Origin of the sequence: Propionivibrio sp., from assembly GCF_047602565.1 — a bacterium.
Classification (GTDB): Bacteria; Pseudomonadota; Gammaproteobacteria; order Burkholderiales; family Rhodocyclaceae; genus Propionivibrio.
The window spans coordinates 285,287-310,900 of the sequence record NZ_JASGGX010000001.1; the positions used below are offsets into that span (position 1 = coordinate 285,287).

The following is a 25,614-nucleotide window of genomic DNA, read 5'->3' on the forward strand; positions in this document are numbered from 1 at the left end:
TCCGGCCGTGTCAAGGCGCGTCCTGTTGCCCCGCCGCGCCGGGATCGAAGTAGTAGCTGAGCTGCCGGCGCGGGCTGAGGTAGTTGTAGATTTCGCGCGGCAGTTGCGCCGGCCGGATGGCCTTGGCGATGTTCACGTCGTCCTCGCCGTCCAGGTCGACGAGAATCGCTTCTTCCTTGGGGACCGCCGGGTCGTACACCATGACCATCGGTTTCATCGGCTTGGCCGTGTTGACCGTGACGACCATGCCGATCGCGTCGTTGGCAAGCTGCACGACAGTCCCCGGCGGATAGACGCCGAGACAGCGCACGAAGGTCTGCAGCAGCTTGGCGTCGAACCTGGCGCGCAGGCGGGCGAACATGGTGGCCAGCGCCTCGTGCGGCGTCAGGGCGTTGAGGATGTTCACCGGATTGCAGAGCTCGTCGTAATGGTTGGCGATCGCCACGATGCGCGCCAGCGGGTCGAGCTGTTCGCCTTTCAGCTTGCGCGGGTAGCCGCTGCCGTCGATCATCTCGTGGTGTTCGTGGATGATCGCCAGCACCGGCGGCGGCAGTTTCAGCGTGCGGCCGATATCCACGCCGTACTGGCAATGCAGTTCGTAGTAGTTGCGCTCGGCCTGGGTCAAGGGTTCCAGCTTCATCAGGATCTTGTCGGGAATCTCCCGCAGCCCGAGGTCGTGGAACAGGCCGCCCAGGCCGAGAAATCGCGCGCTTTCCGGCGGCAACCCGATGTCGCGCGCGACCATCAGCGACAGCATCGTGACGTTCAGCGAGTGGAGGTAGGTTTCCTCCCCGCCCATCTTGTCGCCCATCACGTGGATGGCGAGGTCCGGGGCGGCAAGGATCGATTCGGCGATGCGGCCCACCAGCGCGCCGGCCTGCTCGATCGCTTCCTCGGGGCGCGCCTGCAGGTTGCGCTCGATGTCGCGGATCGTCCGGGCCGTGTCGAGGAAGGCCGTGTCGATGCGCGCGACCGTCTCCCGCTGCGCCCGGAGTTTCTCGATCAGGGCGCGCTTGGCGGCAAGCACCTGCAATCGTTCGGCTTGCCGTTCGGCGTCCTCGGCTTCGCCGGGAGCTGCCGCCTCCGGCGGCGCCGGCACGCCGGCCGGTAGCGTGGCGGGAGGCGCCGCGTCGCTGCGCGCCGGGTCGTAGCGTACCCGCTGCAGGCGGAGGCCGCGGATGATGCGGATCTGCTCGGCGTCCTTGATCTTGAAACTGCCGAAGGCGAACGGATGCTCGAACCATTTCATGTCCAGATGGACGTACATCCCGATCTGGAGTTGATCCGGCGTGACGAACGAATTTTCAGCTTGCGCCATGATTGGAAATTCATCCCGGCGGGTGGGCCGGAAAGCAGTGCGGAAGAAAAATCAACGGGCGCCATTTTCCATGAAAACCGCCCGTTCCCGGCGCCGCCCCGGGGCGCGGCGCGCCCTCGGGAAAGCTCCGCCGGCCCGCGCCGGACGCTACCGGCTTATTTCAGCCACTTGTTGATCACGCGCGACAGCGTGCCGTCGCCCTTGATCAGGTTGATCCACTGGTCCACGTACTGTTTGAACGCCTCGTCGCCGCGCGGCAGCATGAAGGCTTTTTCGGCGAAGGTGAACGGCCTTTCCGGGTGCACCGCGCAGAGTCCCGGCCGCAGCTTCTGCTGCAGCAGGGTTTCCTCGGCGTCGGTGATCATCAGGTCGGCCTTGCCGGCGAGAATCTGGTCGAAGATGTGCACGTTGTCCGGGAACACCTCGATCTGGGCCTGCTTCAGGTTGGCGCGGGCGAAGCGCTCATTGGTGCCGCCGGGATTGACGATGGCCTTCGTCGTCGGCTGGTCGATCTGTTCCAGCGTCTGGAACTTCGCCGCGTTCTCGCAGCGGGTGATCGGCGTCTTGCCGGAAAGCGCGATCGCCGACGAGAAATACGCCTGGCGCGCGCGGTCCAGCGTGATCGACACGCCGCCCGCGCTGATGTCGCACTTGCCGTCGAGGAAATCCTTCATCAGCGTCGGCCAACTGGTCTTGACGAACACCACTTCGACGTCCTTGCCCAGGCTTTGCCCGAGCATCTGCGCCAGTTCGATGTCGATGCCCTCGAACTTGCCCGTGGCCGGGTCCAGGTAGGTGTAGGGCTTGTAGTCGCCCGCCGTGCACACGGTCAGTTTTTTCTTTTCCAGCACCTGGTCGATACGGCTGGCCGGAAACTCGGCGGCGCCGACGTTCGCCGCCGCGATGCAGCCGGCCAGCGCAAGCAGGACAGAGAGTCGTTTCATCTTCTTTTCCTTTTACGGGTTGAAAAAATAGCGTGCGTAGACCGAACGTTACGCGCCCAGGCGCAGGGCGTCGAGCGGGGACTGGCGCAGCAGCCGCGCGGCGGCGAACCAGCCGGCGCCGACCACCAGCAGGGCGCCGCCCAGCGCCGCGGCCGGCGGCAGCCACCACGCCGGCGCGAGCTCCAGGTTGAAGACCCGCTGCGCCAGCACCTGCCCGATCGCCAGGGCCGCCAGCGCGGCGATCAGCCCGGCCAGGCCGCCGATCGCCGCGAACTCGGCGAGCACGGCCCGCCGCAGCTGTTCCCGCCGGGCGCCCAGGGCGCGCATGATCGCCAGTTCGTAGCGGCGCTCCTCGGCCGCCGACGCCAGCGCGGCGTAGAGCACGACGATGCCGGCCGCCAGCGTGAACAGGAAGACGAACTGCACCGCCCGCGCCGCCTGATCGGTGACCGACTGCAACTGGCGCACGATGGCGGCGACGTCGATCACGGTCAGGTTCGGAAACGCACGCACCAGGCGGCCGACGAAGTCCTCCCGGTCGTCGGCCAGGTGGAAACTGGTGATCCAGCTCGCAGGCTGGCCGTCGAGCACGCCGGGCGGCGTCAGGACGAAGAAGTTGACCCGCATCGAATCCCAGTCCAGCTTGCGCAGCCCGACCACTTCCATGGCGACCGGCGCGCCGGCCACCGAGAACTCCAGCCGGTCGCCGACCTTCAGCCCCAGCGTCGCGGCCAGGCCCTCCTCGACCGAGGCCTCGCCCCGGCCCGCTTCCTCCGCCGCGAACCAGCGGCCGGCCGTGACCGTGTTGCCGGGCGGCAGATTGGCCCGGTAGGAGAGATTGAACTCGCGCTCGACGAGCCGCCGGGCGCGCTCGTCCGCGTAGCGTTCAGGGGCGACCGGCGCGCCGTTCACCCTGGCGAGGCGGCCGCGCACCATCGGCGCGAACTCGGGTTGCAGGCCGTCCGCAGCGAAAAACCGCTGCACCGCATCCCGCTGGTCGGGCTGGATGTTGATCACGAAGCGGTTCGGCGCGTCCGGCGGCACGGCCCGCTGCCATGCGGAGAGCAGTTCGGTGCGCGTCACCGTGAGCAGCAGGAGCGCGGTGAAGCCGAGCGACAGGGCGACGACCTGCACGACGCTGGCCGCCGTATGCCGCCGCAGGCTGGCGATGCCGTAGCGCCAGCCGAATCGGCCATCACCGCGGCCGTCGCTCCGGCCGTCGTCCCGCCCGGCGCCCGCCGACGCGGCCGGCCGCAGCCGCGCGGACAGGCGCACGGCCAGCCACGCCACGCCCGCGAAAGCCAGCAGGGCGGCGGTGAAACCGGCGACGACGTAGGCGCCCAGGCGCGCCTCGCCGGCCACCCAGAACATCAGCCCGGCCAGGGCCGCCAGCCCGGCGGCGTAGCCGGCGGCCAGCCGGGGGGACGGCATGCCGGCCGTGAACAGCTCGCGCCGCAGCACGCGCAGCGTGGAAACGCGCCGCAGCTGCAGCAGCGGCGGCAGGGAGAAGCCGAAGAGCAGCAGCAGCCCGACGAAGATGCCCTGGACCGCCGGCAGCGCGCCCGGCGGCGGCAAGGACGTGGCGAGCAGCTGCGCCAGCCAGGCGTGCAGCACGAGGTGGGCGGCGAAGCCGAGCGCGCATCCCACCGCCGAGGCCAGCACGCCGAGCAGGGCGAACTGCCCGACGTACACGCGCAGCAGGAATCCCTGCGTGGCGCCCAGGCAGCGCATCACCGCGCAGGGATCGAGGTGGCGGTGCAGGTAGCGCCGCGCGGCCAGGGCCACGGCCACCGCCGCCAGCACCACGCTCAGCAGCGCGGAAAGGCCGAGGAAACGCTGCGCGCGTTCGAGCGCCGAACGGATTTCCGGGCGTCCGTTCTCGGCGTCCTCGATCCGTTGTCCGCGTTCAAGCAGTTTGTCAACTATCGTCCTGAACTCTTTGATTGATTTGTATTCTCCGGCCAGGAGCAAGCGATACGAGACGCGGCTGCCCGGCTGGATCAGGCCGGTCGCGTCGAGGTCGGCGCGGTTCATCAGCAGGCGCGGCGCGACGCTGAAGACGTTGAAGCCGCGGTCCGGTTCGTAGGTGAGAATCGCGGCGACGCGCAGGCCGGCCTGCCCGAGCGCGAGGCGGTCGCCGACCCGCGCGTCCAGCGCCGACGCCAGCCGTTCGTCGACCCAGACCTCGCCCTTGGCCGGAACGCCGTCGGCGGGCGCGTCGGCCGCGTGCGTCGCCGGCGCCACGCGCAGCCGGCCGCGCAGGGGGTAGCCGGTGGAAACCGCCTTGATATCGGCCAGCTGCACGCGCGCCGCGTCGCTTTCCCGGCCCTCCCCGCCCTGCGCCACCATGCTCGGAAAAGTCTGCGTTTCCGCCACCGTCAGGCCGCTCCGGCGCGCCGCCTCGGCGACGCCGGGCGCCCAGGCGTGATCGGAGATCAGCAGCAGGTCGGCGCCGAGCAGCTGGTTGGCTTCCAGCAGCAGTGCCTGGCGCACGCGGTCGGTGAAGAAGCCGACGGCGGTGAGCGCCGCCACGGCCACGACCAGCGCCGCCGCGAGCAGGTGCAGCTCGCCGGCGCGCGCGTCGCGGCGCAGCATGCGCAGGAGGAAGCCGAGGGTGTTCATGGTGCGCGTGCCTCCGGCGCCGGCTTCATTCGAGTTCGCGCAGCTTCTGGAAGGCTTCTTCCACGCGGCGCACGGCGATGATCTCCATGCCGGCGACCGGCTGCCGGGGTTTGTTGGCTTCCGGGATCAGCGCCCGGGTGAAGCCGAGCTTGGCGGCTTCCTTCAAACGCTCCTGGCCGCGCGGCGCGGGGCGGATCTCGCCGGCCAGGCCGACTTCGCCAAACACTATAAGTTTCTCAGGCAACGCTTTGTTTTTCAAAGAAGACACGATCGAAAGAAGAACCGCCAGATCGGCCGCCGGCTCGCCGATCCGCACGCCGCCGACGGCGTTCACGAAAACGTCCTGGTCGAAGCACAGGATGCCGGCGTGGCGATGCAGCACGGCCAGCAGCATGGCCAGGCGCTGCGCGTCGAGCCCGACGGTCAGCCGGCGCGGATTGCCGTGCGCCTGGTCGACCAGCGCCTGCACCTCGACCAGCAGCGGCCGCGTGCCCTCCTGGGTGACCAGCACGCACGAGCCGGGAACGTTCTGGCCGTGCTGCGAGAGGAACATCGCGGACGGGTTGCTCACCCCTTTCAGCCCGCGGTCGGTCATGGCGAAGACGCCGATCTCGTTGACCGCGCCGTAGCGGTTCTTCACCGCCCGGATCAGGCGGAAGCTCGAATGCGTGTCGCCCTCGAAGTAGAGCACGGTGTCGACGATGTGCTCCAGCACGCGCGGCCCGGCCAGCGCGCCTTCCTTGGTGACGTGCCCGACCAGGATCACCGTGGTGCCGCTCTGCTTGGCCAGCCGGGTGAGCTGCGCCGCGCACTCGCGCACCTGCGCCACCGAACCCGGCGCCGAGCCGAGCTGTTCGGACCACAGCGTCTGGATCGAGTCGATCACCGCCACGTGCGGCCTTTCCGCCTGCAGCGCGGCGAGGATCTTTTCCAGGTTGATCTCCGCCAGCAGCTTGAGCTGCCGGGTGTCCAGCGCGAGGCGCCGCGCGCGCAGGGCGATCTGCTGGCCGGATTCCTCGCCGCTCACGTAGAGCACCGGCGAGGCGGCGGACAGCGCGGCCAGCGCCTGCAGCAGCAGGGTGCTCTTGCCGATGCCCGGATCACCGCCGATCAGCACCACGCCGCCGGCCACCAGGCCGCCGCCGAGCGCGCGGTCGAACTCGCCGACGCCGGTCGGCAGCCGGTCCTCCTCGCGCGCCTCGATCTCGGAGAGCGTCTGCACCCGCGCGGTGCCGGCCAGCGCGGCGAAGCGCCGCGTCGCCGGCGTGTCGGCCTCGGCCACGGTCTCGACCAGCGTGTTCCACGCTTCGCACCCCGGGCATTGCCCCTGCCACTTCGACGACGTGGCGCCGCACTCGGTGCAGGAGTAGATCGTCTTCCCCTTGGCCATCTCAGCCGCCGCTCCCCGCCTCGACCACCGGCACGCGCCGGGCCAGGGCGCAGAACAGCTCATAGCTGATGGTGCCGGCGGCGGCGGCCACCTCGTCGGCGGGCAGTCCGTCGCCCCACAGCACCACCTCGCTGCCGACGCCGGCCTGCGGAATATCGGTCAGGTCGCAGGTCAGCATGTCCATCGATACGCGGCCGACGGTCGCCGTGCGCGCGCCGGCCACCTGGATCGGCGTTCCGCTCGGCGCGTGGCGGGGATAGCCGTCGGCGTAGCCGCAGGCGACCACGCCGATGCGCATCGGCCGGGACGCCGCGAAGGTGCCGCCGTAACCGACCCGCTCCCCCGGACCGATCTCCTGCACGGCCAGGACGCGGCTGGTCAGGGTCATCACCGGGCGCAGCCCGAAGCTGGCGGCGCTCTCGTCCGCGAACGGACTGCCGCCGTACAGGACGATGCCCGGCCGCACCCAGTCTCCGGCCGTGTGCGGGTGGCGCAGGATCGCCGCCGAGTTGGCCAGCGACGCCGGCAGGTCCCAGCCCGCGGTCATCCGCCGGAAACGTTCGAGCTGCCAGTCCACGCCGTGCGCGTCGTCCGCCGTGGCGAAATGCGTCATCAGCGTGACCGAGGCAAGGAAAGGGGCCGTCTCCGCCAGTTCACGACGCAGCGCGGCGACCTCCTCCGCCAGGAAGCCGAGGCGGTTCATGCCGGTGTTGAACTTGACGTAGATCGGCAGGCGCGCGGGCAAGGCCGCGTCGCGGATCATGCGCAGCTGATCGAGCCGGTGCACGGCGGGCGTCAATCCGTACGCCGCGCAGGCCTCCAGGTCGGGACGGTCGAAGAAGCCTTCCAGGAGCAGGATCGGCTGCCGGAACCCGGCGTCGCGCAGCGTCACGGCGGCCTCGACGTCGAGCAGGGCGAAGCCGTCCGCGACCCCGGCCAGCGCCCGCGCCGCGCGCATCAGGCCATGCCCGTAGGCGTCGGCCTTGACCACCGCCCAGGCCCTGGCCGCGCCGCCGGAGCGCGCCGCATGCGCCTTGGCGACGCCGTAATTGTGGCGGATGGCGGCAAGATCGATACGGGCCTGGATCGGTCGCGGCATCTGCAAAACCCCCTCTGGACGGGCACGCCGGACGACGTGCGACAGCCCGACATTCTGCCTCAAAGGGGCACCGATGTCCGGCCGGAGCGTGACTTTGTCAACGCATCTCCCCCGGAATTTCGTGATATAAACGCGCACCAGACAACAAAAAGCGGTCGGATTTCGATGCCCTTTGGCTTCTACATCATCATGGCGGCGCAATTCTTTTCCGCGCTGGCCGACAACGCCCTGCTGATCGTCGCCATCGCCGCCTTGCGTGAGATGCAGGCGCCGCCGGCCTATGAGCCGCTGCTGAAAACCTTCTTCACCGTCTCCTACGTGGCGCTGGCCGCCTTCGTCGGCGCCTTCGCCGACTCGATGCCCAAGTGGCGGGTCATGTTCATCAGCAACACGATCAAGATCATCGGCTGCGCCATGATGTTCTTCGCCGTCAACCCGCTGCTCGCCTACGCCGTGGTCGGGCTCGGCGCCGCCGCCTACTCGCCGGCCAAGTACGGCATCCTCACCGAATACCTGCCGCACCGCCTGCTGGTCATCGCCAACGGCTGGATCGAAGGCCTGACCGTCGGCGCCATCATCCTCGGCGTGGTCATCGGCGGCACGCTGATCCAGCCGGCCATCGCCCACCGCCTGCTGGGGCTCGACTTCCCGCTCATCGACACCGGCATCGACACGGTGGGCGAAATGGCGCTGTGCTTCGTCAGCGCGTTCTACGTGGTGGCCTCGATCTTCAATCTCTACGTTCCCGACACCGGCGTCGACCACAAGCCGCTGCACAAGAACCCCTGGTACCTGATCCGCGAATTCAACCACTGCCTGACGCTGCTCTGGCGCGACCGCCTCGGGCAGGTCTCGCTGGCCGTCACCACCCTGTTCTGGGGCGCCGGCGCCACGCTGCAGTTCATCGTGATCAAGTGGGCGGAAGTCTCGCTCAACCTCGATCTCTCGAAGTCGAGCATGCTGCAGGGCGTCGTCGCCGTCGGCGTGGCGCTCGGCGCGGTGGCGGCGGCCAAGGCCATCACGCTGCGCAAGTCGGTCAAGGTCATCCCGCTCGGCATCGCCATGGGCCTGATCGTGCTGGTGATGAACTTCGTGCATCACACCTGGCTGGCCGTGCCGCTGCTGATCATCATCGGCGCGCTGTCGGGCTACTTCGTGGTGCCGATGAACGCCCTGCTGCAGCACCGCGGCCACATCCTGATGGGCGCCGGCCATTCGATCGCGGTGCAGAACTTCAACGAAAACCTGTCGATCCTGGCCATGACCGGCCTGTACTACGTGATGGTCAAGGCCAACCTGTCGATCTACTGGGTGATCACCCTGTTCGGCCTCTTCGTCAGCGCCAGCATGATGCTGGTCAAGCGCCGCCACGAAGCCAACCAGCGCGAACACGACGACATGGTCCATCTCGACGACCACGCCATGCATTGATCGCCGGGTTGCCGCGGCGGAGCTGCTACCGCGCGTTCAGCCCGCGCATCAGCGCCCGCGCGCGGCACAGATCCTCCCAGGCCTTGGCCTTGTCGGGCAGGTTGCGCAGCAGGTAGGCGGGGTGGTAGGTCACCAGCACCGGGATTTCGCGGTCGCCGTCGCGGTAGGCCAGGGTCTTGCCGCGCAGGCTGGACAGCGAACCCTCCTGCCCGAGCACCGCATTGACCGCCGCCCGGCCGAGCAGGACGATCAGGCGCGGGCGGATCAGCGCGATCTGCCGCTGCAGGTAGGGGAAGCAGGCGGCCATTTCGGCGTTTTCCGGCGTGCGGTTGCCGGGCGGCCGGCATTTGACGGCGTTGGCGATGTAGACGTCCTCGCCGCGCTTCAGGCCGATGGCCGCCAGCATGGCGTCGAGCAGGCGGCCGGCCTGGCCGACGAAAGGCTCGCCGCGCGCATCCTCCTCGGCCCCCGGCCCTTCGCCGATGAACAGCCACGCCGCGTTCTCGTCGCCCACGCCGGGGACGGCCTGCTTGCGGTTGGCGCACAGGCCGCACGCGCGGCAGTCGAGAATGGTCCGGCGCAGTTCCTCCCACCCCATGCGGGCGATCTGCGCCGCCCGATCGCCGGATTCCCGCGTGCCGGCCCGTTCCTCCGGCGGCGCAGCCGGACGAACGGCCGGCGCGGCGATATCAATATCTTTGGTTGCCGGAGAGGACGTTGGCTCATCCTCCCTCCGCGCCACGCCTGGCTCGTCGCGCCGGACCCAGACGGGCGACAGGCCCATTTCCGCGAGGATCGCCTTGCGCGGCAGGCTCATGCGCGGGTCTCCCCGAGGCCGCAGATCAACACCAGCGCATCCTCGCGCCCGATAGCGGCGGGATAGTAGCCGCGGCGCACGCCGATCTGGCGGAAACCGAAATGGCGGTACAGGGCCAGCGCCCGCTCGTTGGACGGGCGGACTTCGAGCAGCAGCGTCCCGGCGCCGCCCCGCCGCGCGGCGTCCATGGCATGGCGCAGCAGGCGGGCGCCGAAGCCGAAGCCCTGGCGTTTCTCGGCGACGCTGATGTTGAGCAGATGCGCCTCGTTGACGGCCAGCATGAGCACGAAATAGCCGACCAGTTCGCCGCCGACGCGGCACACCCAGCAGCTGTAGCCGCTGCCGATCGAATCGGCGAAGTTGGCCCGGCTCCAGGGGTGCGAGTACGCGCGGTACTCGATGCGCAGGACTTCGTCGATGTCCCGCGCGGTCATCGGCAGCATCTCGACGGCCGGTTCGAGCACGGCGTTCATCAGGCCCGGCCTCCCTCGGCTAGGCGCTCGGCGACGGTCTTGGCCACCTTGTCGCGCACATAGAGCGGCGCGGCGTCCGCCGGATCCACGCGCTCGCCCCGTTCCATACGCGGCCCGGCCAGGCGTGCGACGAATCCGGCGTGCGGCAGGATTTCCGGTTTCCATTCCGCGACCCGCTCGGCCAGGCGTTCGCGCAGCGCGGGATAGGCGGACAGGCCGTTGCCGCAGGCCAGCCAGCCCGGCGACGCGGGCAGCGGCACGGACTCCGGCGGGCAGACGCCGATCTCGCCCTGCAGCACGCCGTCGATGAAGCACCCGTGATAGATCTCGCCCATGCGCGCATCGAGCAGCGCGATTACCCGCTCGCCGTCGGCCGCCAGGGCCATAGCGTCGAGCGTGCCGATGCCGAGCAGCGGCAGATCGCGGGCGACGGCCAGGCCCTGCGCCACGCCGCAGGACACGCGCAGCCCGGTGAACGAGCCCGGCCCCATGCCGAAGGCGATGCCGTCGAGGACGGAAAAACCCAATCCTTCCGCCTCCAGCAGCGCCTGCGCGACCGGCAGCAGCGACGCGGAATTGGACAGCTCGGCGGGACAGACGCGGGCGACGACCCGGCCGTCCAGCCACAGGGCGACGGACCCCGGATCGGTGGCGGTTTCGAGGGCGAGGATTTTCATGGGGGACTATTTTACCCGCTGCCCCCGGTCACACCTATTGCTTCCGAGGACAAGTGCACCACCGGCTCCTCCCCCTTCAAGGGGGAGGCTGGGAGGGGGATGGGGTGGTGTTTGCGGCGATTGAGGCAGCTCTTACCCCATCCCCACCCCAGCCCTCCCCTTGAAGGGGAGGGAGAAAGAGCTTTCCCGCCTACTTCTCGACGAACGCCCGTTCGATCACGTAGTCGCCGGTGTCGCCGATGCGCGGCGAGACCTGGAAGCCCAGGCGGTCCAGCAGGCCGCTGGTGTCGGCGAGCATGGCCGGGCTGCCGCAGAGCATGGCGCGGTCGTGCTGCGGGTCGATCTGCGGCAGGCCGATGTCCCGGCAGAGCTTGCCCGATTCGAGCAGGTCGGTCAGCCGCCCCTGGTTGCGGAACGGTTCGCGGGTCACGGTCGGGTAGTAGATGAGCTTGTCGCGCACTTCCTCGCCGAAGAACTCGTTCTGCGGCAGTTCCTGGTTGATGAACTCGTCGTAGGCCAAGTCGCAGACGCGGCGCACGCCGTGCACCAGCACCACCTTCTCGAAGCGCTCGTAGGCTTCCGGGTCCTGGATCAGGCTCATGAAGGGCGCGAGGCCGGTGCCGGTCGACAGCAGGTAAAGGTTCCTGCCGGGACGCAGGTCGGAGAGCACCAGCGTTCCCGTCGGCTTGCGGCTGACCAGGATCGAGTCCCCCTCCTTGAGATGCTGCAGGCGCGAAGTCAGCGGGCCGTTCTGCACTTTGATGCTGAAGAACTCCAGGTGCTCCTCGTAGTTGGCGCTGGCGATGCTGTAGGCGCGCAGCAGCGGCCGTTCGTTGACCTGCAGGCCGATCATCACGAACTGCCCGTTCTCGAAACGCAACCCCTGGTCGCGCGTGGTCTGGAAGCTGAACAGCGTGTCGTTCCAGTGGCGAACGCTCAGCACGCGTTCCATGCTCAATGTGCTCGGTATGGTCATGATACGGGTTCTTCCTCAGTTCAAGGCGCGGGGATCAGCCCTGCGCGTTTTCCTCGTTCAGCGCTGCGTTCAACGCCGTGGTCAGCGCCGGGACGGCGTCGAACAGGTCCGCCACCAGGCCGTAGTCGGCGACTTCGAAAATCGGCGCCTCGGGGTCCTTGTTGATGGCCACGACGATCTTGCTGTCCTTCATCCCGGCGGTGTGCTGCACGGCGCCCGAGACGCCGATGGCGAAATAGAGGTCGGGGGCGACGATGGTGCCGGTCTGCCCGACCTGCATCTCGTTCGGGGCGTAGCCCGCGTCCACCGCCGCGCGCGTGGCGCCGAGCGCGGCGCCGAGCGCCTCGGCCAGCGGCGAGAGCACTTCGTCGAAGCGTTCCGCACTGCCCAGGCAGCGCCCGCCGGAAACCACCACCCGCGCGCTGCCGAGTTCGGGGCCGCCGCCGGCGCCGTGCCGCGCCCCGATCCGGCGCGAGCCCGGGAAGGCCGGTCCGGCCGCCAGCGCGACGATTTCCGCCTGGCCGCCCTCTTCCGCCAGCGCGAAGCGGCTGCCGCGCACGGTGAGCACCTGGATCGGATCGCGGCTCTGCACGGTGGCAACCAGGTTGCCCGCGTAGATCGGACGCAGGTACGTGTTGTCGCCGAGGATTTCGAGCACGTCGGAGAGCATCGCCACGTCGAGCATCGCCGCCGCGCGCGGCAGCGCGTTGCGGGCGAAGGTGGCGTGCGGCGCGACGATCGCCCCGTAGCCGCCGGCCAGCGAGACGAGCAGCGCCGCCACGTCCTCGGCCAGCAGCGATGCGAGATGCGGCGCGTCGGCCACCAGCACGCGGGAGACGCCGCGCAGCGCCCGCGCGGCCGCGGCGACGCCGTCCAGCTGGTGCCCGACCAGCAGCAGATCGGCTGCTTCGCCGAGCTGGCTGGCCGCCGTCACGGCCTGCCGGGTGCCGACCTTCAGCTGCCGGCCGTCGTGTTCGCCAAGAATCAGTACTTTCATTGCAACACCCCCGCTTCATCCTTCAGCCGCTGGACCAGTTCGGCGACGCTGCCGACCCGCACGCCGGCCTTGCGCGGCGGCGGTTCGGCCACCTTCAGCACGGCCAGGCGCGGCGCGGCATCGACGCCCAGGGAATCCACGGGAATCGTCTCGATCGGCTTCTTCTTCGCCTGCATCAGATTGGGCAGGCGCACGAAACGCGGTGCGTTGAGGCGCAGGTCGGCGGTGACCACGGCGGGCAGCGCGAATTCCAGTTCCTCGGTGCCGCCGTCGATCTCGCGGGTCACGCGCACGACGCCGTCGGCCACCTTGAGGGCGGAGACGAAGGTGCCCTGCGCCCAGCCGAGCAGGCCGGCCAGCATCTGCCCGGTCTGTCCCGCGTCGTCGTCGATCGCCTGCTTGCCGAGCAGCACCAGCGGCGCCTGCTCGCGGTCGACCAGGGCGCGCAGGATCTTGGCCGTGGCCAGCTGCTGCGGCGCCTGCGCGCTGTCCACCAGCACGGCGCGGTCGACGCCCATCGCCAGGGCGTGGCGCAGGACGTCCTGCGCCGCCGCGGTGCCGATCGACACCGCCACGATTTCCGTGGCGATGCCCGCTTCCTTGAGGCGCAGCGCCTCCTCGACGGCGTTTTCGTCGAACGGATTCATGCTCATCTTGACGCCGGCGACGTTGACGCCGGAATTGTCGGGCAGCGCTCTGACACGCACGTTGTGATCGACCACCCGCTTCACCGCGACCAACACTTTCATTTTGTCTTCCTGGGGAAAGCCACGTAAATTGCCGTGAATTCTAGGGTTGCGTACAATATCTGTAAACTGGATTGTTGTTATAAGTTATATCTAAAAGATAGATAAGCCCATGAAGTTCACGCTCCGGCAGCTGGAAGTCTTCGCCGCGGTGGCGCGCCACGAAAGCGTGTCGCGCGCCGCCGAGGAGCTGGCCATGTCGCAATCGGCGGCCAGCACGGCGCTGGGCGAGCTCGAACGCATCCACGCCCGGCCGCTGTTCGACCGGGTCGGCAAGAGCCTGCGGCTCAACGAGGTCGGCACGCTGCTGCTGCCGGCGACCGTGGAACTGCTCGACCACGCGGCCGAGATCGAGAACGTGCTCGAAGGCCGCTCGGGCTTCGGCACGCTGCAGATCGGCGCCACGCTGACCGTCGGCAACTACCTGGCCACGCTGATCGTCGCCGAGTACCTGCAGCGCTACGTTAACAGCCGCGTCGAACTGCGGGTCAACAACACCGCGACGATCATCGAGCAGGTCGCCAGGTTCGAGCTCGACCTGGGCCTGATCGAAAGCGACTGCCAGCACCGCGACCTGCTCGCCACGCCGTGGGTCGACGACGAACTGGTGGTGTTCTGCGCCCCCTCGCACCGGCTGGCCGGACGCGCCGCGGTGCCGCTCGACGAACTGCGCGAGGAGGCCTGGATCATGCGCGAGCTCGGCTCGGGCACCCGCCAGACGCTCGACCAGGCGCTCTCCCGCAACGGCTTCCGCGCCCGCGAGCGGCTGGTCCTCGAACACACCGAGGCGATCAAGCGCGCCGTCGAATCGGGCCTGGGCATCGGCTGCATCTCGCGGCTGGCGCTGCGCGAGGCCTTCCGCCGCGAGAGCCTGAAGCCGATCGAGGTGCCCGAGCTCGACCTGCGGCGGCGCTTCCATTTCGTCTGGCACGCCCGCAAGCACCAGACGCGCGGCCTGCGCGCCTTCCTCGAACAATGCCGCGCCTTCACCGCCGGCGTGCGCCGCAGCGACGAGATCGACCTGCCCTATATCCCCTGAAACCGGGAATCGGTTACCATCGCCGCCCCGCGCGGGCCGCCGGAACGAGGAGAACGCACCATGGAACGAGACGTGATGAACTACGACCTGCTGATCGTCGGCGCCGGCCCGGCCGGGCTGGCGGCGGCCATCCGCGCCAAGCAGCTGGCGCAGGCGGAGAACCGCGAGATCAGCGTGTGCGTCCTGGAAAAGGGCGCGCAGGTCGGCGCGCACATCCTGTCCGGCGCGGTGATCGATCCGATCGCCCTGAACGAGCTGCTGCCCGACTGGCGGGCGCAGGGCGCGCCGGTGCGCACCGCGGTCAGCGAGGACCGCTTCCTTCTGCTCGGCGAGACGGGCTCCCGGCGGATTCCCAACGCCCTGCAGCCGCCGCTGATGCACAACCACGGCGCCTACATCGTCAGCCTGGGCGAACTCTGCGCCTGGCTGGGCGAGCAGGCCGAGGCGCTCGGCGTCGAGATCTATCCCGGCTTCGCCGCGGCGGAGATGCTCTACGACGGCGACGGCGGGGTGCTCGGCGTGCTCACCGGCGACATGGGGCGCGACGCGCGCGGCGCGGAAACCGCCCGCTTCGCGCCGGGCATGGAGCTGCGCGCGGCCTACACGCTGATCGCCGAGGGCGCGCGCGGTTCGCTCACGCGCGAGCTCGAAGGGCATTTCGACCTGCGCCGCGGCGTCTCGCCGCAGAAATACGGGATCGGCTTCAAGGAGCTGTGGCGCGTGCCGGCGGAGCGGCACCGCCCCGGCCTGGTGCAGCACACGCTCGGCTGGCCGCTCGGCCGCGCCACCGGCGGCGGCTCGTTCATCTACCACTATGGCGAGCAGCGGGTGGCCATCGGCTTCGTCGTGCACCTCGACTACGCCAATCCCTTCCTCTCGCCGTTCGACGAGTTCCAGCGCTTCAAGATGCACCCCGAGATCCGGCCGCTGCTGGCCGGCGCGGAACGCCTCGGCTACGGGGCGCGGGCCATCGCCGAAGGCGGGCTGCAGTCGATCCCCGAACTCGTCTTCCCCGGCGGCGCGCTGATCGGCTGCAGCGCCGGCATGGTCAACGTGCCGCGCATCAAGGGCACGCACAACGCCATGAAGTCCGGCATGCTCGCCGCCGAGGCGGCCTGCGCGGCGCTGGCCGAGGGCCGCGCGCACGACCGGCTGGCGGCCTACCCCGAGGCGCTGCGCCGTTCCTGGGTGTGGCGCGACCTCGACGCGGTGCGCAACGTCAAGCCCTGGCTGTCGCGCCTGGGCACTTTCGCCGGCTCGGCCCTGGGCGGCATGGAAATGTGGCTGGCCGCCCTCGGCCTGCGCGCGCCGTGGACGCTGCGCCACCGCAAAGCGGACCACGACTGCCTGACGCCCGCGGCGCAGGCGGAGCGCATCGCCTATCCGAAGCCCGACGGCGTGGTCGCCTTCGACCGCCTGGCTTCGATCGCCCTGTCCAACATCGCCCACGACGACGACCAGCCGTGCCACCTGCGCCTGAAGGACGCCGGCGTGCCGATCCGCATCAACCTGCCCCGCTACGACGCGCCCGAACAGCGCTACTGCCCGGCCGCCGTCTACGAGATCGTCGGCGAACCGGACGCCCCGGCGCTGCAGATCAACGCCCAGAACTGCATCCACTGCAAGACCTGCGACATCAAGGACCCGACCCAAAACATCGTGTGGGTGCCGCCCGAAGGCGGCAGCGGGCCGACGTTCGTGGGGATGTGACCGAAAAATTTCAACCACAACGACACGGCGGGCACGGCGAAAAACGAGATTCTGCTTTTCGCCGTGCCCGCCGTGTCGCCGTGGTCGAACTGCTTCCTGCTTTTTATCCTCTCTCCGCCGATCAATCCTCGACCGGCAGCGGCCAGACGCTCCCCTGTTTGTCGCCGACCGGGCGCGCCTTGCGCGGCGGCTTGAGCACCAGCGACGGCCGCGTGGTCGCGGCGTCCGGCAGCGGCGCCAGCGCGGCCAGCGTGCCGTGCTGCCGGCGCAGTTCGCCGACATCGCCGAACTCCAGGGCACGCTGCGGACAGGCGTCCACGCAATTCGGCTGCGCCCCGGCCGCCAGGCGGTCCTGGCAGCCGTCGCACTTGGTCATACGGCGGATCGAGCGGTTGAACTGCGGCGCGCCGTAGGGACAGGCGTCCTCGCAGGCGCGGCAGCCGATGCACTTCTTGACGTCGATCAGCACCAGCCCGTTGTCCGCGCGCTTGCTGATCGCGTCCTTCGGACAGACCTCGATGCACGCCGGCTCGGCGCAGTGGTTGCAGGCGATCGACACGTAGTAGGCGAACACGTCCTGCTGCCAGGCGCCGTGCACCTCTTTCCATTCGCCGCCGGCGTACTCCGCGACGCGGCGGAAATTGCGCCCGACCTCAAGGTTGTTCATGTCCTTGCAGGCCACCTGGCACGTCTTGCAGCCGGTGCACTTGGACATATCGACAAAGAAACCGTATTGCATATGCTGTTCTCCCCTCAGACCTTGGCGACCTGAACCAGGTTGGTGTGTTGCGGATTGGCCTTGGCCAGCGGCGACGGCCGCAGGCTGGTCAGCGTGTTGATGCAGCCGCCTTCGTCGACTCCGGCCTTGTTGGGCTTGTACCAGGCCCCCTGAGGGAAGGCGACGACGCCGGGCATGATGCGCGGCGAGACCTTGGCCGGCAGCAGCACGGTGCCGCGGTCGTTGAACACGCGCACCGGATCGCCGGTCTTGAGGCCGCGCGCCGCGGCATCCACCGGATTGATCAACAGCATGTCCGGGTGCACCTCGCGCAGCCACTTGACGTTGTGGTAGGTCGAGTGGGTCCGCCCGTGGCCATGCAGGCCGTAGAGCTGCAATGGGTACTTGGCGCTCTTCGGATCGAGGTGGCTTTCCCAGGTGGTCACGTACTGCGGCAGCGGGCTGATCACGTCGCCGGGCGGCAGTTCCCACTCGGCGGCGATCCTGGCCAGCCGCTCGGAGTAGATTTCGATCTTGCCCGACGGGGTCGGCAGCTTGTTCTTCACCGGGTCGTTGCGGAAGGCGGCGAGCGCGACCGGCGTCTTGCCCTTGCCGTACATCTTGACCACGCCCTGCTTCTGGAATTGCGCGAAGTCGGGCAGCTCGGGATTTTTCTTGCGCGTTTCCTCGTAGCACCACTCGACCCATTGCGCCTGCGTGCGCCCTTCGGTGAACTTCTCCTCCAGGCCGAAGCGCCGGGCGATGCCGCGGCAGATTTCATACGAGCTGCGTTCCTCGAAGCGCGGCTTGACCGCCTGCTGGATGGCCACCAGGAAGCTGCCGGTGCCCGAGGCGTAGCCGTCGGCGGCGTAGTCGAAGTTCTCCTGCGCCATCAGGTCGGGCAGCAGGATGTCGGCGTAGCGCGCCGAGGCGGTCATCTGGTTGTCGATGACCAGGATGAACTCGCACTTGCTCTCGTCTTGCAAAATCCGGTGCGTGCGGTTGAGGTCCGAATGCTGGTTGGCGGGCACGTTGCCGGCGTAGTTCCAGAGGAACTTGATCGGCACGCTCAGCTTGTCGACGCCGCGGATGCCGTCGCGTTTGGCGGTCATCTCCGCGCCGCGCTCGATGGCATCGGTCCACAGGAAGAACGGCAGCACCGCCTTGACCGCGTTCTTGCCGACCGGCAGGCCGACGGCGCCCATCTCGACGTCGCCCTCGCGCGCGCCGGTGTTGGTGCCCGGCAGGCCGATGTTGCCGGTCAGGATCGGCAGCATGGCGATGGCGCGCACCGATTGCTCGCCGTTGGCCTGGCGCTGCACGCCGTAGCCCTGCGAGATGAAGGCCGGCTTGGTGTCGCCGAGTTCGCGCGCCAGCCGCACGATGGTCGACACCGGCACGCCGGTGATGCGCGACGCCCAGGCCGGCGTCTTGGCCAATCCATCCGGCCCGTTGCCGAGGATGTAGTTCTTGTAGTCGCTCTTCGGCGGCGCGCTTGCGGGGAGCGTCTTTTCGTCGTAGCCGACGCAGTATTTGTCGAGGAATTCCTGGTCAACCTTGTGCTCGGTGATCAGCACGTAGGCGATGCCCTCGCACAGCGCGGCGTCGCTGCCCGGCCGGATCGGAATCCATTCGTCCTCCTTGCCGAGCATCGAGTCGGTGTACATCGGATCGACGAAGATGCTGCGCACCCCGCCCGCGTCCTTGGCGCACTGCCACTCGTAGCCCTTGCCGCCGCCCGACTGCCGGGTGTTCAGCGGGCTGTTGCCGAAGGTGAGGTAGAGCTTGGCGTTGGCCACCTCGGTCATGTAGCTGCCGTTGCCGCCGGAGCCGTAGGTATAGGGCATGCCTTCGCGGATCTGCGCGCTCGAATAGGTGCCGTACTGGTCCATGTAGCCGCCGAGCAGGTTGAGCAGCCGGAAATTCGGCGCGCGCCCGGCGACGAGCTGGTAGGTGCCGGAACCGTACTGGTAGTAGACGGCCTGGTTGCCGTATTGCTCGATGGTCTTCTTGAGCGCCGCCGCCACGGTGTCCAGCGCCTCGTCCCAGCTGATGCGCTCGAACTTGCCCTCGCCGCGCGCGCCGACCCGCTTCATCGGATATTTCAGGCGCTCCTCGCTGTACAGGCGCTGGCGCATCGCCCGCCCGCGCACGCAGGCGCGCACGTGCGGCGTCGCGCAGGCGTCGGCGCCGGTGTTCTCGGCCTCGATGCGCACCACCTCGCCGTTCCTGACCACGACCCGGAGCGGACAGCGGCTGCCGCAGTTGACCACGCACGAGCTCCAGAACGTCGTCTCGCCGCCCGCCGTCGCCGACTCCACCGCCTGGGCGATGCCGGAACGCAGGAACGGCGGCACGGCCAGCGTGGCGGTCAGCGCCGAGCAGGCGGTCATGAACTGGCGGCGCGAAATACCCTGGCGCGCCAGATGTTCGAGCATCGAGTATTCGCTGCTCGCCGGTGCTTCTTCCTTCGGATTGGTCATGTTTCCTCCCCTAGTAAAAATGATCCGTCGCACTCCCGCCAAGTATCCTACGCCTCCGCGCGCGCCTCCTCCGCAAAGACGCGGACGCGGTTGCGCCCCTGGTTCTTCGCCTCGTAAAGCGCCTGGTCGGCGCGCCCCATCAGCGTGTCGATATTGACGCCGGCCGCCGCCAGCGACGCGACCCCGATCGACACCGTCACGTACAGCGGCAGGCCGCGTTCGAGCGCGATCTCGCGGCGTTCCACGGCGCGGCGCAGGCGCTCGGCCACCTCGCCCGCCTGTCCGACGGAAGTCGCCGGCAGGACCATGGCGAACTCCTCGCCGCCGATCCGGCCGACCATGTCCACCTCGCGCAGGATGCCGCAGAAGACTTCGCCCAGCGTATTCAGCACGCGGTCGCCGACCTGGTGCCCGTGCGTGTCGTTGACCTTCTTGAAATGGTCGACGTCGAGCATCAGCACCGACAGCGGGCCGCCGTAGCGGCTGGTCCGCGCCAGTTCCTTCTCGGCCAGCGCCATGAAATGGCGGCGGCTGAAGACGCCCGTCAGGGGATCGACCTGCGCCAGCCGTTCGAGCTCGCGCTCGACGTTCTTGCGGTCGGTCACGTCCTGGATGACGCCGAACACCGTCCGCGTCGCCCGGTCGAAGGTGGCGATGGAATGGACGTCCTTGATTTCGCCCGTATCCACCGCCTGGATGCGGAACTCGACGTCGTAGGGCACGCCGCCGCGGATCAGGTCCGCCAGCGCGGCGTCGAGCCGGGGACGGTATTCGGGCAGGGGAATCGCCCTGATCGCGGCGATGTGGAGGCAATCGGCGGCCACGCCGTACACCTTGGCCGCGCCCGCCGAGCCGACGATCAGGCCCGAATCCAGGCTCAACTCCCAGTTGCCGGACTTCGCCGCCAGCTCGGCGCGCGCCAGCCGTTCCTCGCTCATGCGCGTGGCGATCTCGGAGCGGACGAGCCGCCTGACGTCGTTCTCCAGCTCGGCGTGCAGGCGCCGGTTGACCATCAGCACGAGGCTGCAGGTCAGCGCGACGTTCAACACCTGGTAGGTCAGGTAAAGCGCCGCGTCGTACATGCCGACCTCGAAGAAATCGTTCGACGGCGGCACCAGGAAGCAGAAGACCAGCCGGCCCACGTTCAGGATCACGTAGCCGATCATCACCGCGCCGACCAGCGTGGTGCCGAAACGCTTGTCGGGATCGACCCGGAACAGCATCAGCCAGGCGCACTGCGCGCTGGTGAGCAGCATGAACACGGCGTAGTTCGCCGCCCGGAAGGGAATGCTCGGCTCGACGTAGGCGAAGTAGCCGTGGATCAGCAGGCACGCGGCAAGGAGCACGTAGTCGCTCCGCCGCCTGCGCTCCTTGCCGAGATAACGTTCCAGGCCGACCCGCAGGTGGATCATGCCGCCGACGACCAGCGCGACGGGCAGCATGATCGACAGAAAATCGGGGATCAGGCCGCGCAGCGCCAGCAGCAGCGTCCCCACGAAGGCCATGACCAGGCTGCGCAGCCAGTAGCCGGTGGCCGGAAAGCGGCCGTGGCTGTAACGCCAGGCCACTCCCATGAAGATGACGCAGATGAGCAGGCAAACCACGTTTCCCGCCAGCAGCGTCCGCATGTCGAGGACATTGATGGACTGCATGGGCCGCATTATCCATCTTTTCAAATTGCATGGCCGCCCGCGCACGCAAAAAGAGCGAGGCGCCGCCGGGCGCCGGCCGCTGCGCACAAATGTAAATTCAACCCAACGAATCATGTATATTGCCCGCGTGAATGCTGAGAAGAAGATCCTCAGAAATGGCGTTCCGCTCCATGAGAGTCTGTTCGTGCGTATGGGAACGCTCGTTGCCGGCGCCGTGGCGCTGGTGGGCATCGTTTTCTTCGAATTCGGCATGGAACCCCTGGCGCGCCGCGCCGCCGAAAGCCAGCTCGCCGAGGCCGCGGCCCGCGTCACGGCCGATCTCGACGGCGTGTTTCTGCCCACCGAGCACATCCTCGGGATGAGCCGGCAGTGGATCGCCGGCGCACCGCCGCCGCCCGGCGCCGCCGATGCATTCAACGCCGTCTTCATGCCCGTCCTGGAGGCCCTGCCGGAAGCCTCCTCGATCAACGTCGGCACCTCGGCGGGCGAGGGATGGATGCTCATGCAGCACGCCGACGGCGGCTGGGGCAACCGCCTCACCGACGTCGGCCGCTGGGGCCGCCGGCAAGTGTTCGTCGAGCGCGCGCCCGACGGCGCCGTGCGGCGGCGCCACGAGGACGTCGACTACGATCCGCGCCTGCGCGCCTGGTATGCGGCGGCGGCGGCGCGGCCAGGCCGGGTGCAATGGACGCCGCCCTACGCCTTCTTCACCACCGGCGATCCGGGGATCACCGCCTCGGTCAGCGTCCCCTCCGCCGATGGACGGCTGTTCGTGATTGGCATCGATCTCATGCTGCGCGACCTGTCGCTCAAGACCATGCAGGCGCGTCCCGGCAGGCACGGGCTGGCCGCGGTGCTGACCGCCGACCGCCGCGTGCTGGCCCTGCCCGCGCCGCCGCCGGAGGTTTCCCGGGAGGACTGGCTCGGCAAGCTCATGCGGCCGGCCGGCGAGCTGGGACTGGCGCCCCTGGCCGCCGCGCAACAAGCGCTGGCGACGCCCCCGGCCACGGAGATCGCCGCCTTCACCGCCGACGGCACGGCCTGGCTGTCGAGCGCGCACCCCTACCTGCTCGGCGACCAGCCGCTGTGGGTGGTGACGCTGGCCCCGGCGGCCGATTTCGCGCCCGACTGGCCAGCGATCCTGACGCCCCTGGCCGCGGCCTCGGCCGCGCTGTTGCTGCTGGTCGCCGGCTTCGCCCGGCGGCAGGCCCGGCGCATCGCGCATCCCCTGGAAACCCTGACCGCGGCGAGCGACCGGATCGGCCTGCTCGACTTCGCGCGGACGGCGGTGCCCGGCGCCGGCATCGCCGAAATCGACCGGCTCGCCGCGGCGCAGGAACGCATGCGCCGCCTGCTGCTGCGGCACCAGCAGAAGATTTCCAGCCAGCAGGCCCGGCTGCGCAGCCAGATCCGCGCGCTTTCCGCCGCCCGGCGGAAGGTGCGCGAGAGCGAGGCGTACAACAAGGCGTTCTACGCCGATTCGCGGATTCCGCTGCTCATCCTCGATCCCGAAACCGGGCGCTGCATCGACTGCAACCCCGCCGCCGCGCGGATCAACGGGCTGCCGGACCGGGACGCGGTGATCGGCAAGTCGCCCGCCGAGCTGTCGCCGCCCCGCCAGTACGATGGCACGCCGTCCGACATCGCCGCCGCGGAAGCGATCAAGGCCGCGCTGGAACGCGGCGCCACCATCCGCGCCTGGCGGCACCAGCGGCCGGACGGCACGGAATGGGACGGCGAGATTCACCTGATGCCGTTCCACGACGGCCGGCGGCTGCTGGTGCAGTGCAGCATCCAGGACGTCACCCAGCGCACCGAATCGCTGCGCGCGCTGCAGCGGCTCGCCCTCTACGACACGCTGACCGGGCTGATCAACCGCGCCCCGTTCATCGAACGGCTCAGCGAGACGCTCGCCGCGGCGCGCGAGGCCGGCAAGAGCGTCGCCATCCTCTATCTCGACCTCGACCGCTTCAAGGAAATCAACGACGCGCAGGGGCACACCGTCGGCGACGAGGTGCTGCGCGAGGTGGCGCGGCGCTTCGCCGGCGCGCTGGACGCGGAGCACGTGCTGGCCCGGCTGGGCGGCGACGAGTTCGCCATCCTCGCCGCCGACGCCGATGCCGCAGGCGCGGCGCTCATCGCCGAACGCATCATCAGCACGCTCGCCTGGCGCATCGAGGTCGGGCAGCACGCCTTCACCCTCGGCGTGAGCGCCGGCATCGCACTGTTCCCGGGCGACGGCGAGGACCCCGACACGCTGCTGCGCCACGCCGACATCGCCATGTACCGCGCCAAGTCCAGCCGCCGGGGCCACATGCGCTACGCGCCGGAAATGAGCTCGGGGCTGGCCGAGAGCATCACGCTGGCGCGCGACCTGCAGGAGGCGCTGCGCGAGCGCCCCGGGGAGCTGTCGCTGCACTACCAGCCGCAGTTCGACCTGCGCGGCGGCCGCCTGCTCGGCGCCGAGGCGCTGATGCGCTGGACGCACCCGACGCTGGGCCCGGTCCCGCCCGCCGTGTTCATCCCGGTGGCGGAATCGCGCGGCATGATGGCCGCCATCGGCCGCTGGGTTTTCGCGGAAGGCTGCCGCCAGATCCAGGCGTGGCGCCGCGACGGCCGGCCGTTCACCGGGCGGCTGGCGATCAACATCGCCACGCAGCAGATCGAGGACGCCCGTTTCCCGGAACGGATCAACGAGATCATCTGCGCCGCCGGGCTCGAACCCCGGCTGTTCGAACTCGAACTCACCGAGAGCGGGATGATGAAGAACGTCGAGCAGTCGATCGACCTGTTCACCCGGCTCAACGCCTTCGGCTTCTCGCTGTCCATCGACGATTTCGGCACCGGCTACTCGTCGCTCTCCTACCTGAAGCGCCTGCCTGCCCGCAAGATGAAGATCGACAAATCGTTCGTGCGCGACATGGTCGACGACGTCAACGACCACACCATCGTCGCCACCATCATCGCCATGGGTCGCACGCTGGGCATGCGTACCATCGCCGAGGGCGTGGAGACCCAGGCGCAGGCCGACGCGCTGCTCGCGCTCGGCTGCGACGAGGTGCAGGGCTATTACTTCGGCTACCCCGAACCGGCCGCCTCCTTCGCCGAGAAGTGGCTGTGCCCTTCACCGCCGGACGGCCGGGGCGCGCGGGGCGTTTCCGGCTGACCGTGTATTGCCGGGCGGAAATCCGGCCGCCGCCTCCGGGCAACGAACTCTCTTCCCGGAATCCGCTCGAAAGCCTACGGGAACCGGCGGTCTGGTTCTCCATCCGGGGAAACCGGCCGGTCTACGCAATGAATCCTTTCCGGACGCGTTTACCCACGTGCACGTTCCCCTACCCAGGAGACTTCCATGAAGATCCGCATCCTTACCCGCATCGCCCTGCTGGCCGCTGCATCGGCGGCCAGTTTTGCCCACGCCGCGCCGGCCATGGTGACGGAGGGCATACTCACCGGCGGCAATGGCATGACCCTGTACACCTTCGACCGGGACGCTGCGGGTAGCGGCAAGAGCGCCTGCAACGACGCCTGCGCCAAAAACTGGCCGCCGCTGAAGGCCAGGGACGACGACATCGCCGGCGGCGACTACAGCATCGTCATGCGCGACGACGGCAGCAAGCAGTGGGCCTACAAGGGCAAGCCGCTCTACTTCTGGGTCAAGGACCAGCAGCCCGGCGACAAGACCGGCGACGGGGTGAACAACGCTTGGCATGTCGTCAAGCCCTGAGCCCGCTCGTGCAGGGCACGCAGCCGCCGGGCCACGGCGGGCCGGCGAACGAAGCGTCTCCCCGAAAAACGTCATGAAAGGAGCTTCACGATGAACACCGGAAACCATCTGCCGGCCGCCGCCTGGCTGTTCGTCCTGCTCGCCGCACCGGCCGCCACGGTGCACGCCGCCGACGCCAGGATGAGCTTTTTCGTCACCAGCGAAGGCCCGGGCAAGGGCGGCGACCTCGGCGGGCTGGCGGGCGCCGACAAGCACTGCCAGTCCCTGGCCGCCGCGGCCGGCGCCGGCAAGCGCACCTGGCACGCCTACTTGAGCACCAGCGCCGCGGGCGGCGCGCCGGCGGTCAACGCCCGCGACCGCATCGGCAAAGGCCCCTGGTACAACGCCAAGGGCGTGCTGATCGCGCGCAACGTCGACGAGCTGCACGGCGACAACCATCTCAACAAGGACACCGCGCTCACCGAAAAGGGCGAGATGGTCAACGGCCGCGGCGACAATCCGAACCAGCACGACATCCTGACCGGTTCCGATTCCATGGGCATGGCTTTCCCGGCAGGCGCCGACGCGACCTGCGGCAACTGGACGCAGAGCACCGGCGGCTCGGCCCAGGTCGGGCACCACGACCGGCGGGGACTGGACGAGAAGCCGCCGGCGAAATCCTGGAACCACGCGCACCCGTCGCGCGGCTGCAGCCTGGACGAGCTGCGCACCACGGGCGGCAACGGGCGCTTCTACTGCTTCGCGGTGAAGTGATCCCGCGCGCGGCGCGGTCGGTCCGCCGGCTTCGCCGCTCCC

Annotated in this window: 20 protein-coding genes; 6 read left to right on the forward strand and 14 right to left on the reverse strand. The window is 69.2% G+C overall.

Features of this window, described 5'->3' with window-relative positions; all coding sequences use genetic code 11:
• Positions 1-10: 10 nt before the first annotated feature.
• From QM701_RS01295 to alr, 5 genes are all read right to left on the reverse strand, one after another.
• Positions 11-1,318, reverse strand: a complete 1,308-nt coding sequence (locus QM701_RS01295; protein WP_415165306.1) for an HD-GYP domain-containing protein — start codon at positions 1,316-1,318, stop codon at positions 11-13.
• Between the two features lie 155 nt (positions 1,319-1,473).
• Entirely contained in the window at positions 1,474-2,262 is a 789-nt protein-coding gene (locus QM701_RS01300) for a transporter substrate-binding domain-containing protein (RefSeq protein ID WP_415165307.1), read from the reverse strand.
• A gap of 48 nt (positions 2,263-2,310) precedes the next feature.
• Entirely contained in the window at positions 2,311-4,884 is a 2,574-nt protein-coding gene (locus QM701_RS01305; protein ID WP_415165308.1) for an ABC transporter permease, read from the reverse strand.
• A gap of 25 nt (positions 4,885-4,909) precedes the next feature.
• A complete protein-coding gene (radA, locus tag QM701_RS01310) occupies positions 4,910-6,274 on the reverse strand; it encodes a DNA repair protein RadA (protein WP_415165309.1) in 1,365 nt (454 codons plus the stop codon).
• Between the two features lies 1 nt (position 6,275).
• The gene (alr, locus tag QM701_RS01315) at positions 6,276-7,373 is read right to left on the reverse strand and encodes an alanine racemase (protein WP_415165310.1); all 1,098 of its coding nucleotides are present in this window, start codon (positions 7,371-7,373) and stop codon (positions 6,276-6,278) included.
• Between the two features lie 165 nt (positions 7,374-7,538).
• On the opposite strand from alr, the gene lplT reads away from it, so the two are divergent.
• Positions 7,539-8,804, forward strand: a complete 1,266-nt coding sequence (lplT, locus tag QM701_RS01320) for a lysophospholipid transporter LplT (protein WP_415165311.1) — start codon at positions 7,539-7,541, stop codon at positions 8,802-8,804.
• Positions 8,805-8,829: 25 nt separating this feature from the next.
• Here lplT and QM701_RS01325 read toward each other — a convergent pair whose 3' ends face one another.
• The 6 genes from QM701_RS01325 to QM701_RS01350 form a co-directional block, all read right to left on the reverse strand.
• Complete coding sequence (locus QM701_RS01325) at positions 8,830-9,621, reverse strand: uracil-DNA glycosylase (RefSeq protein WP_415165312.1); 792 nt, start codon at positions 9,619-9,621, stop codon at positions 8,830-8,832.
• Positions 9,618-10,094 (reverse strand): ribosomal protein S18-alanine N-acetyltransferase, encoded by a 477-nt coding sequence (gene rimI, locus QM701_RS01330; protein ID WP_415165313.1) that lies wholly within the window; start codon positions 10,092-10,094, stop codon positions 9,618-9,620. Before rimI ends, QM701_RS01325 begins: the two co-directional genes overlap by 4 nt.
• Positions 10,094-10,771 carry a tRNA (adenosine(37)-N6)-threonylcarbamoyltransferase complex dimerization subunit type 1 TsaB gene (tsaB, locus tag QM701_RS01335; protein ID WP_415165314.1) on the reverse strand — a complete coding sequence of 226 codons (678 nt, stop codon included), beginning with the start codon at positions 10,769-10,771 and terminating at the stop codon, positions 10,094-10,096. Before tsaB ends, rimI begins: the two co-directional genes overlap by 1 nt.
• A 190-nt stretch (positions 10,772-10,961) precedes the next feature.
• Positions 10,962-11,747 carry a ferredoxin--NADP reductase gene (locus tag QM701_RS01340; RefSeq protein WP_415165315.1) on the reverse strand — a complete coding sequence of 262 codons (786 nt, stop codon included), beginning with the start codon at positions 11,745-11,747 and terminating at the stop codon, positions 10,962-10,964.
• A gap of 34 nt (positions 11,748-11,781) precedes the next feature.
• Complete coding sequence (locus QM701_RS01345) at positions 11,782-12,744, reverse strand: electron transfer flavoprotein subunit alpha/FixB family protein (RefSeq protein WP_415165316.1); 963 nt, start codon at positions 12,742-12,744, stop codon at positions 11,782-11,784.
• Positions 12,741-13,493 carry an electron transfer flavoprotein subunit beta/FixA family protein gene (locus QM701_RS01350; RefSeq protein ID WP_415165317.1) on the reverse strand — a complete coding sequence of 251 codons (753 nt, stop codon included), beginning with the start codon at positions 13,491-13,493 and terminating at the stop codon, positions 12,741-12,743. The genes QM701_RS01345 and QM701_RS01350 overlap by 4 nt, the downstream gene beginning before the upstream one ends.
• 109 nt (positions 13,494-13,602) lie before the next feature.
• Here QM701_RS01350 and QM701_RS01355 point away from each other — a divergent pair, with 109 nt between their 5' ends.
• Positions 13,603-14,529, forward strand: a complete 927-nt coding sequence (locus tag QM701_RS01355; RefSeq protein ID WP_415165318.1) for a LysR substrate-binding domain-containing protein — start codon at positions 13,603-13,605, stop codon at positions 14,527-14,529.
• 60 nt (positions 14,530-14,589) lie between these two features.
• Positions 14,590-16,239, forward strand: a complete 1,650-nt coding sequence (locus tag QM701_RS01360) for an electron transfer flavoprotein-ubiquinone oxidoreductase (protein ID WP_415165319.1) — start codon at positions 14,590-14,592, stop codon at positions 16,237-16,239.
• Positions 16,240-16,360: 121 nt separating this feature from the next.
• On the opposite strand, the gene QM701_RS01365 is transcribed toward QM701_RS01360, so the two are convergent.
• From QM701_RS01365 to QM701_RS01375, 3 genes are read right to left on the reverse strand one after another with little or no spacing between them, the layout of a single operon-like run.
• Positions 16,361-16,978, reverse strand: a complete 618-nt coding sequence (locus QM701_RS01365) for a DMSO/selenate family reductase complex B subunit (RefSeq protein WP_415165320.1) — start codon at positions 16,976-16,978, stop codon at positions 16,361-16,363.
• A 14-nt stretch (positions 16,979-16,992) separates the two neighbouring features.
• Positions 16,993-19,440, reverse strand: coding sequence for a DMSO/selenate family reductase complex A subunit (locus QM701_RS01370; protein ID WP_415165321.1), 2,448 nt, complete (start codon positions 19,438-19,440; stop codon positions 16,993-16,995).
• A gap of 47 nt (positions 19,441-19,487) precedes the next feature.
• A complete protein-coding gene (locus tag QM701_RS01375) occupies positions 19,488-21,092 on the reverse strand; it encodes a GGDEF domain-containing protein (RefSeq protein ID WP_415165322.1) in 1,605 nt (534 codons plus the stop codon).
• A 190-nt stretch (positions 21,093-21,282) separates the two neighbouring features.
• Between QM701_RS01375 and QM701_RS01380 the strand changes: the two genes are divergently transcribed.
• From QM701_RS01380 to QM701_RS01390, 3 genes are all read left to right on the forward strand, one after another.
• A complete protein-coding gene (locus QM701_RS01380; RefSeq protein ID WP_415165323.1) occupies positions 21,283-24,258 on the forward strand; it encodes an EAL domain-containing protein in 2,976 nt (991 codons plus the stop codon).
• A gap of 186 nt (positions 24,259-24,444) precedes the next feature.
• Positions 24,445-24,819: a hypothetical protein gene (locus tag QM701_RS01385; RefSeq protein WP_415165324.1), complete on the forward strand. Its 375-nt coding sequence runs from the start codon at positions 24,445-24,447 to the stop codon at positions 24,817-24,819.
• A 90-nt stretch (positions 24,820-24,909) separates the two neighbouring features.
• A complete protein-coding gene (locus QM701_RS01390; protein WP_415165325.1) occupies positions 24,910-25,572 on the forward strand; it encodes a hypothetical protein in 663 nt (220 codons plus the stop codon).
• Positions 25,573-25,614 lie beyond the last annotated feature (42 nt).

What these genes read in the sequence shown, in the direction of transcription:
- QM701_RS01295 (WP_415165306.1), bottom strand. Translation starts at nt 1,318, where the DNA reads ATGGCGCAAGCTGAAAATTCGTTCGTCACGCCGGATCAACTCCAGATC.
- QM701_RS01300 (WP_415165307.1), bottom strand. Translation starts at nt 2,262, where the DNA reads ATGAAACGACTCTCTGTCCTGCTTGCGCTGGCCGGCTGCATCGCGGCG.
- QM701_RS01305 (WP_415165308.1), bottom strand. Translation starts at nt 4,884, where the DNA reads ATGAACACCCTCGGCTTCCTCCTGCGCATGCTGCGCCGCGACGCGCGC.
- radA (WP_415165309.1), bottom strand. Translation starts at nt 6,274, where the DNA reads ATGGCCAAGGGGAAGACGATCTACTCCTGCACCGAGTGCGGCGCCACG.
- alr (WP_415165310.1), bottom strand. Translation starts at nt 7,373, where the DNA reads ATGCCGCGACCGATCCAGGCCCGTATCGATCTTGCCGCCATCCGCCAC.
- lplT (WP_415165311.1), top strand. Translation starts at nt 7,539, where the DNA reads ATGCCCTTTGGCTTCTACATCATCATGGCGGCGCAATTCTTTTCCGCG.
- QM701_RS01325 (WP_415165312.1), bottom strand. Translation starts at nt 9,621, where the DNA reads ATGAGCCTGCCGCGCAAGGCGATCCTCGCGGAAATGGGCCTGTCGCCC.
- rimI (WP_415165313.1), bottom strand. Translation starts at nt 10,094, where the DNA reads ATGAACGCCGTGCTCGAACCGGCCGTCGAGATGCTGCCGATGACCGCG.
- tsaB (WP_415165314.1), bottom strand. Translation starts at nt 10,771, where the DNA reads ATGAAAATCCTCGCCCTCGAAACCGCCACCGATCCGGGGTCCGTCGCC.
- QM701_RS01340 (WP_415165315.1), bottom strand. Translation starts at nt 11,747, where the DNA reads ATGACCATACCGAGCACATTGAGCATGGAACGCGTGCTGAGCGTTCGC.
- QM701_RS01345 (WP_415165316.1), bottom strand. Translation starts at nt 12,744, where the DNA reads ATGAAAGTACTGATTCTTGGCGAACACGACGGCCGGCAGCTGAAGGTC.
- QM701_RS01350 (WP_415165317.1), bottom strand. Translation starts at nt 13,493, where the DNA reads ATGAAAGTGTTGGTCGCGGTGAAGCGGGTGGTCGATCACAACGTGCGT.
- QM701_RS01355 (WP_415165318.1), top strand. Translation starts at nt 13,603, where the DNA reads ATGAAGTTCACGCTCCGGCAGCTGGAAGTCTTCGCCGCGGTGGCGCGC.
- QM701_RS01360 (WP_415165319.1), top strand. Translation starts at nt 14,590, where the DNA reads ATGGAACGAGACGTGATGAACTACGACCTGCTGATCGTCGGCGCCGGC.
- QM701_RS01365 (WP_415165320.1), bottom strand. Translation starts at nt 16,978, where the DNA reads ATGCAATACGGTTTCTTTGTCGATATGTCCAAGTGCACCGGCTGCAAG.
- QM701_RS01370 (WP_415165321.1), bottom strand. Translation starts at nt 19,440, where the DNA reads ATGACCAATCCGAAGGAAGAAGCACCGGCGAGCAGCGAATACTCGATG.
- QM701_RS01375 (WP_415165322.1), bottom strand. Translation starts at nt 21,092, where the DNA reads ATGCAGTCCATCAATGTCCTCGACATGCGGACGCTGCTGGCGGGAAAC.
- QM701_RS01380 (WP_415165323.1), top strand. Translation starts at nt 21,283, where the DNA reads ATGGGAACGCTCGTTGCCGGCGCCGTGGCGCTGGTGGGCATCGTTTTC.
- QM701_RS01385 (WP_415165324.1), top strand. Translation starts at nt 24,445, where the DNA reads ATGAAGATCCGCATCCTTACCCGCATCGCCCTGCTGGCCGCTGCATCG.
- QM701_RS01390 (WP_415165325.1), top strand. Translation starts at nt 24,910, where the DNA reads ATGAACACCGGAAACCATCTGCCGGCCGCCGCCTGGCTGTTCGTCCTG.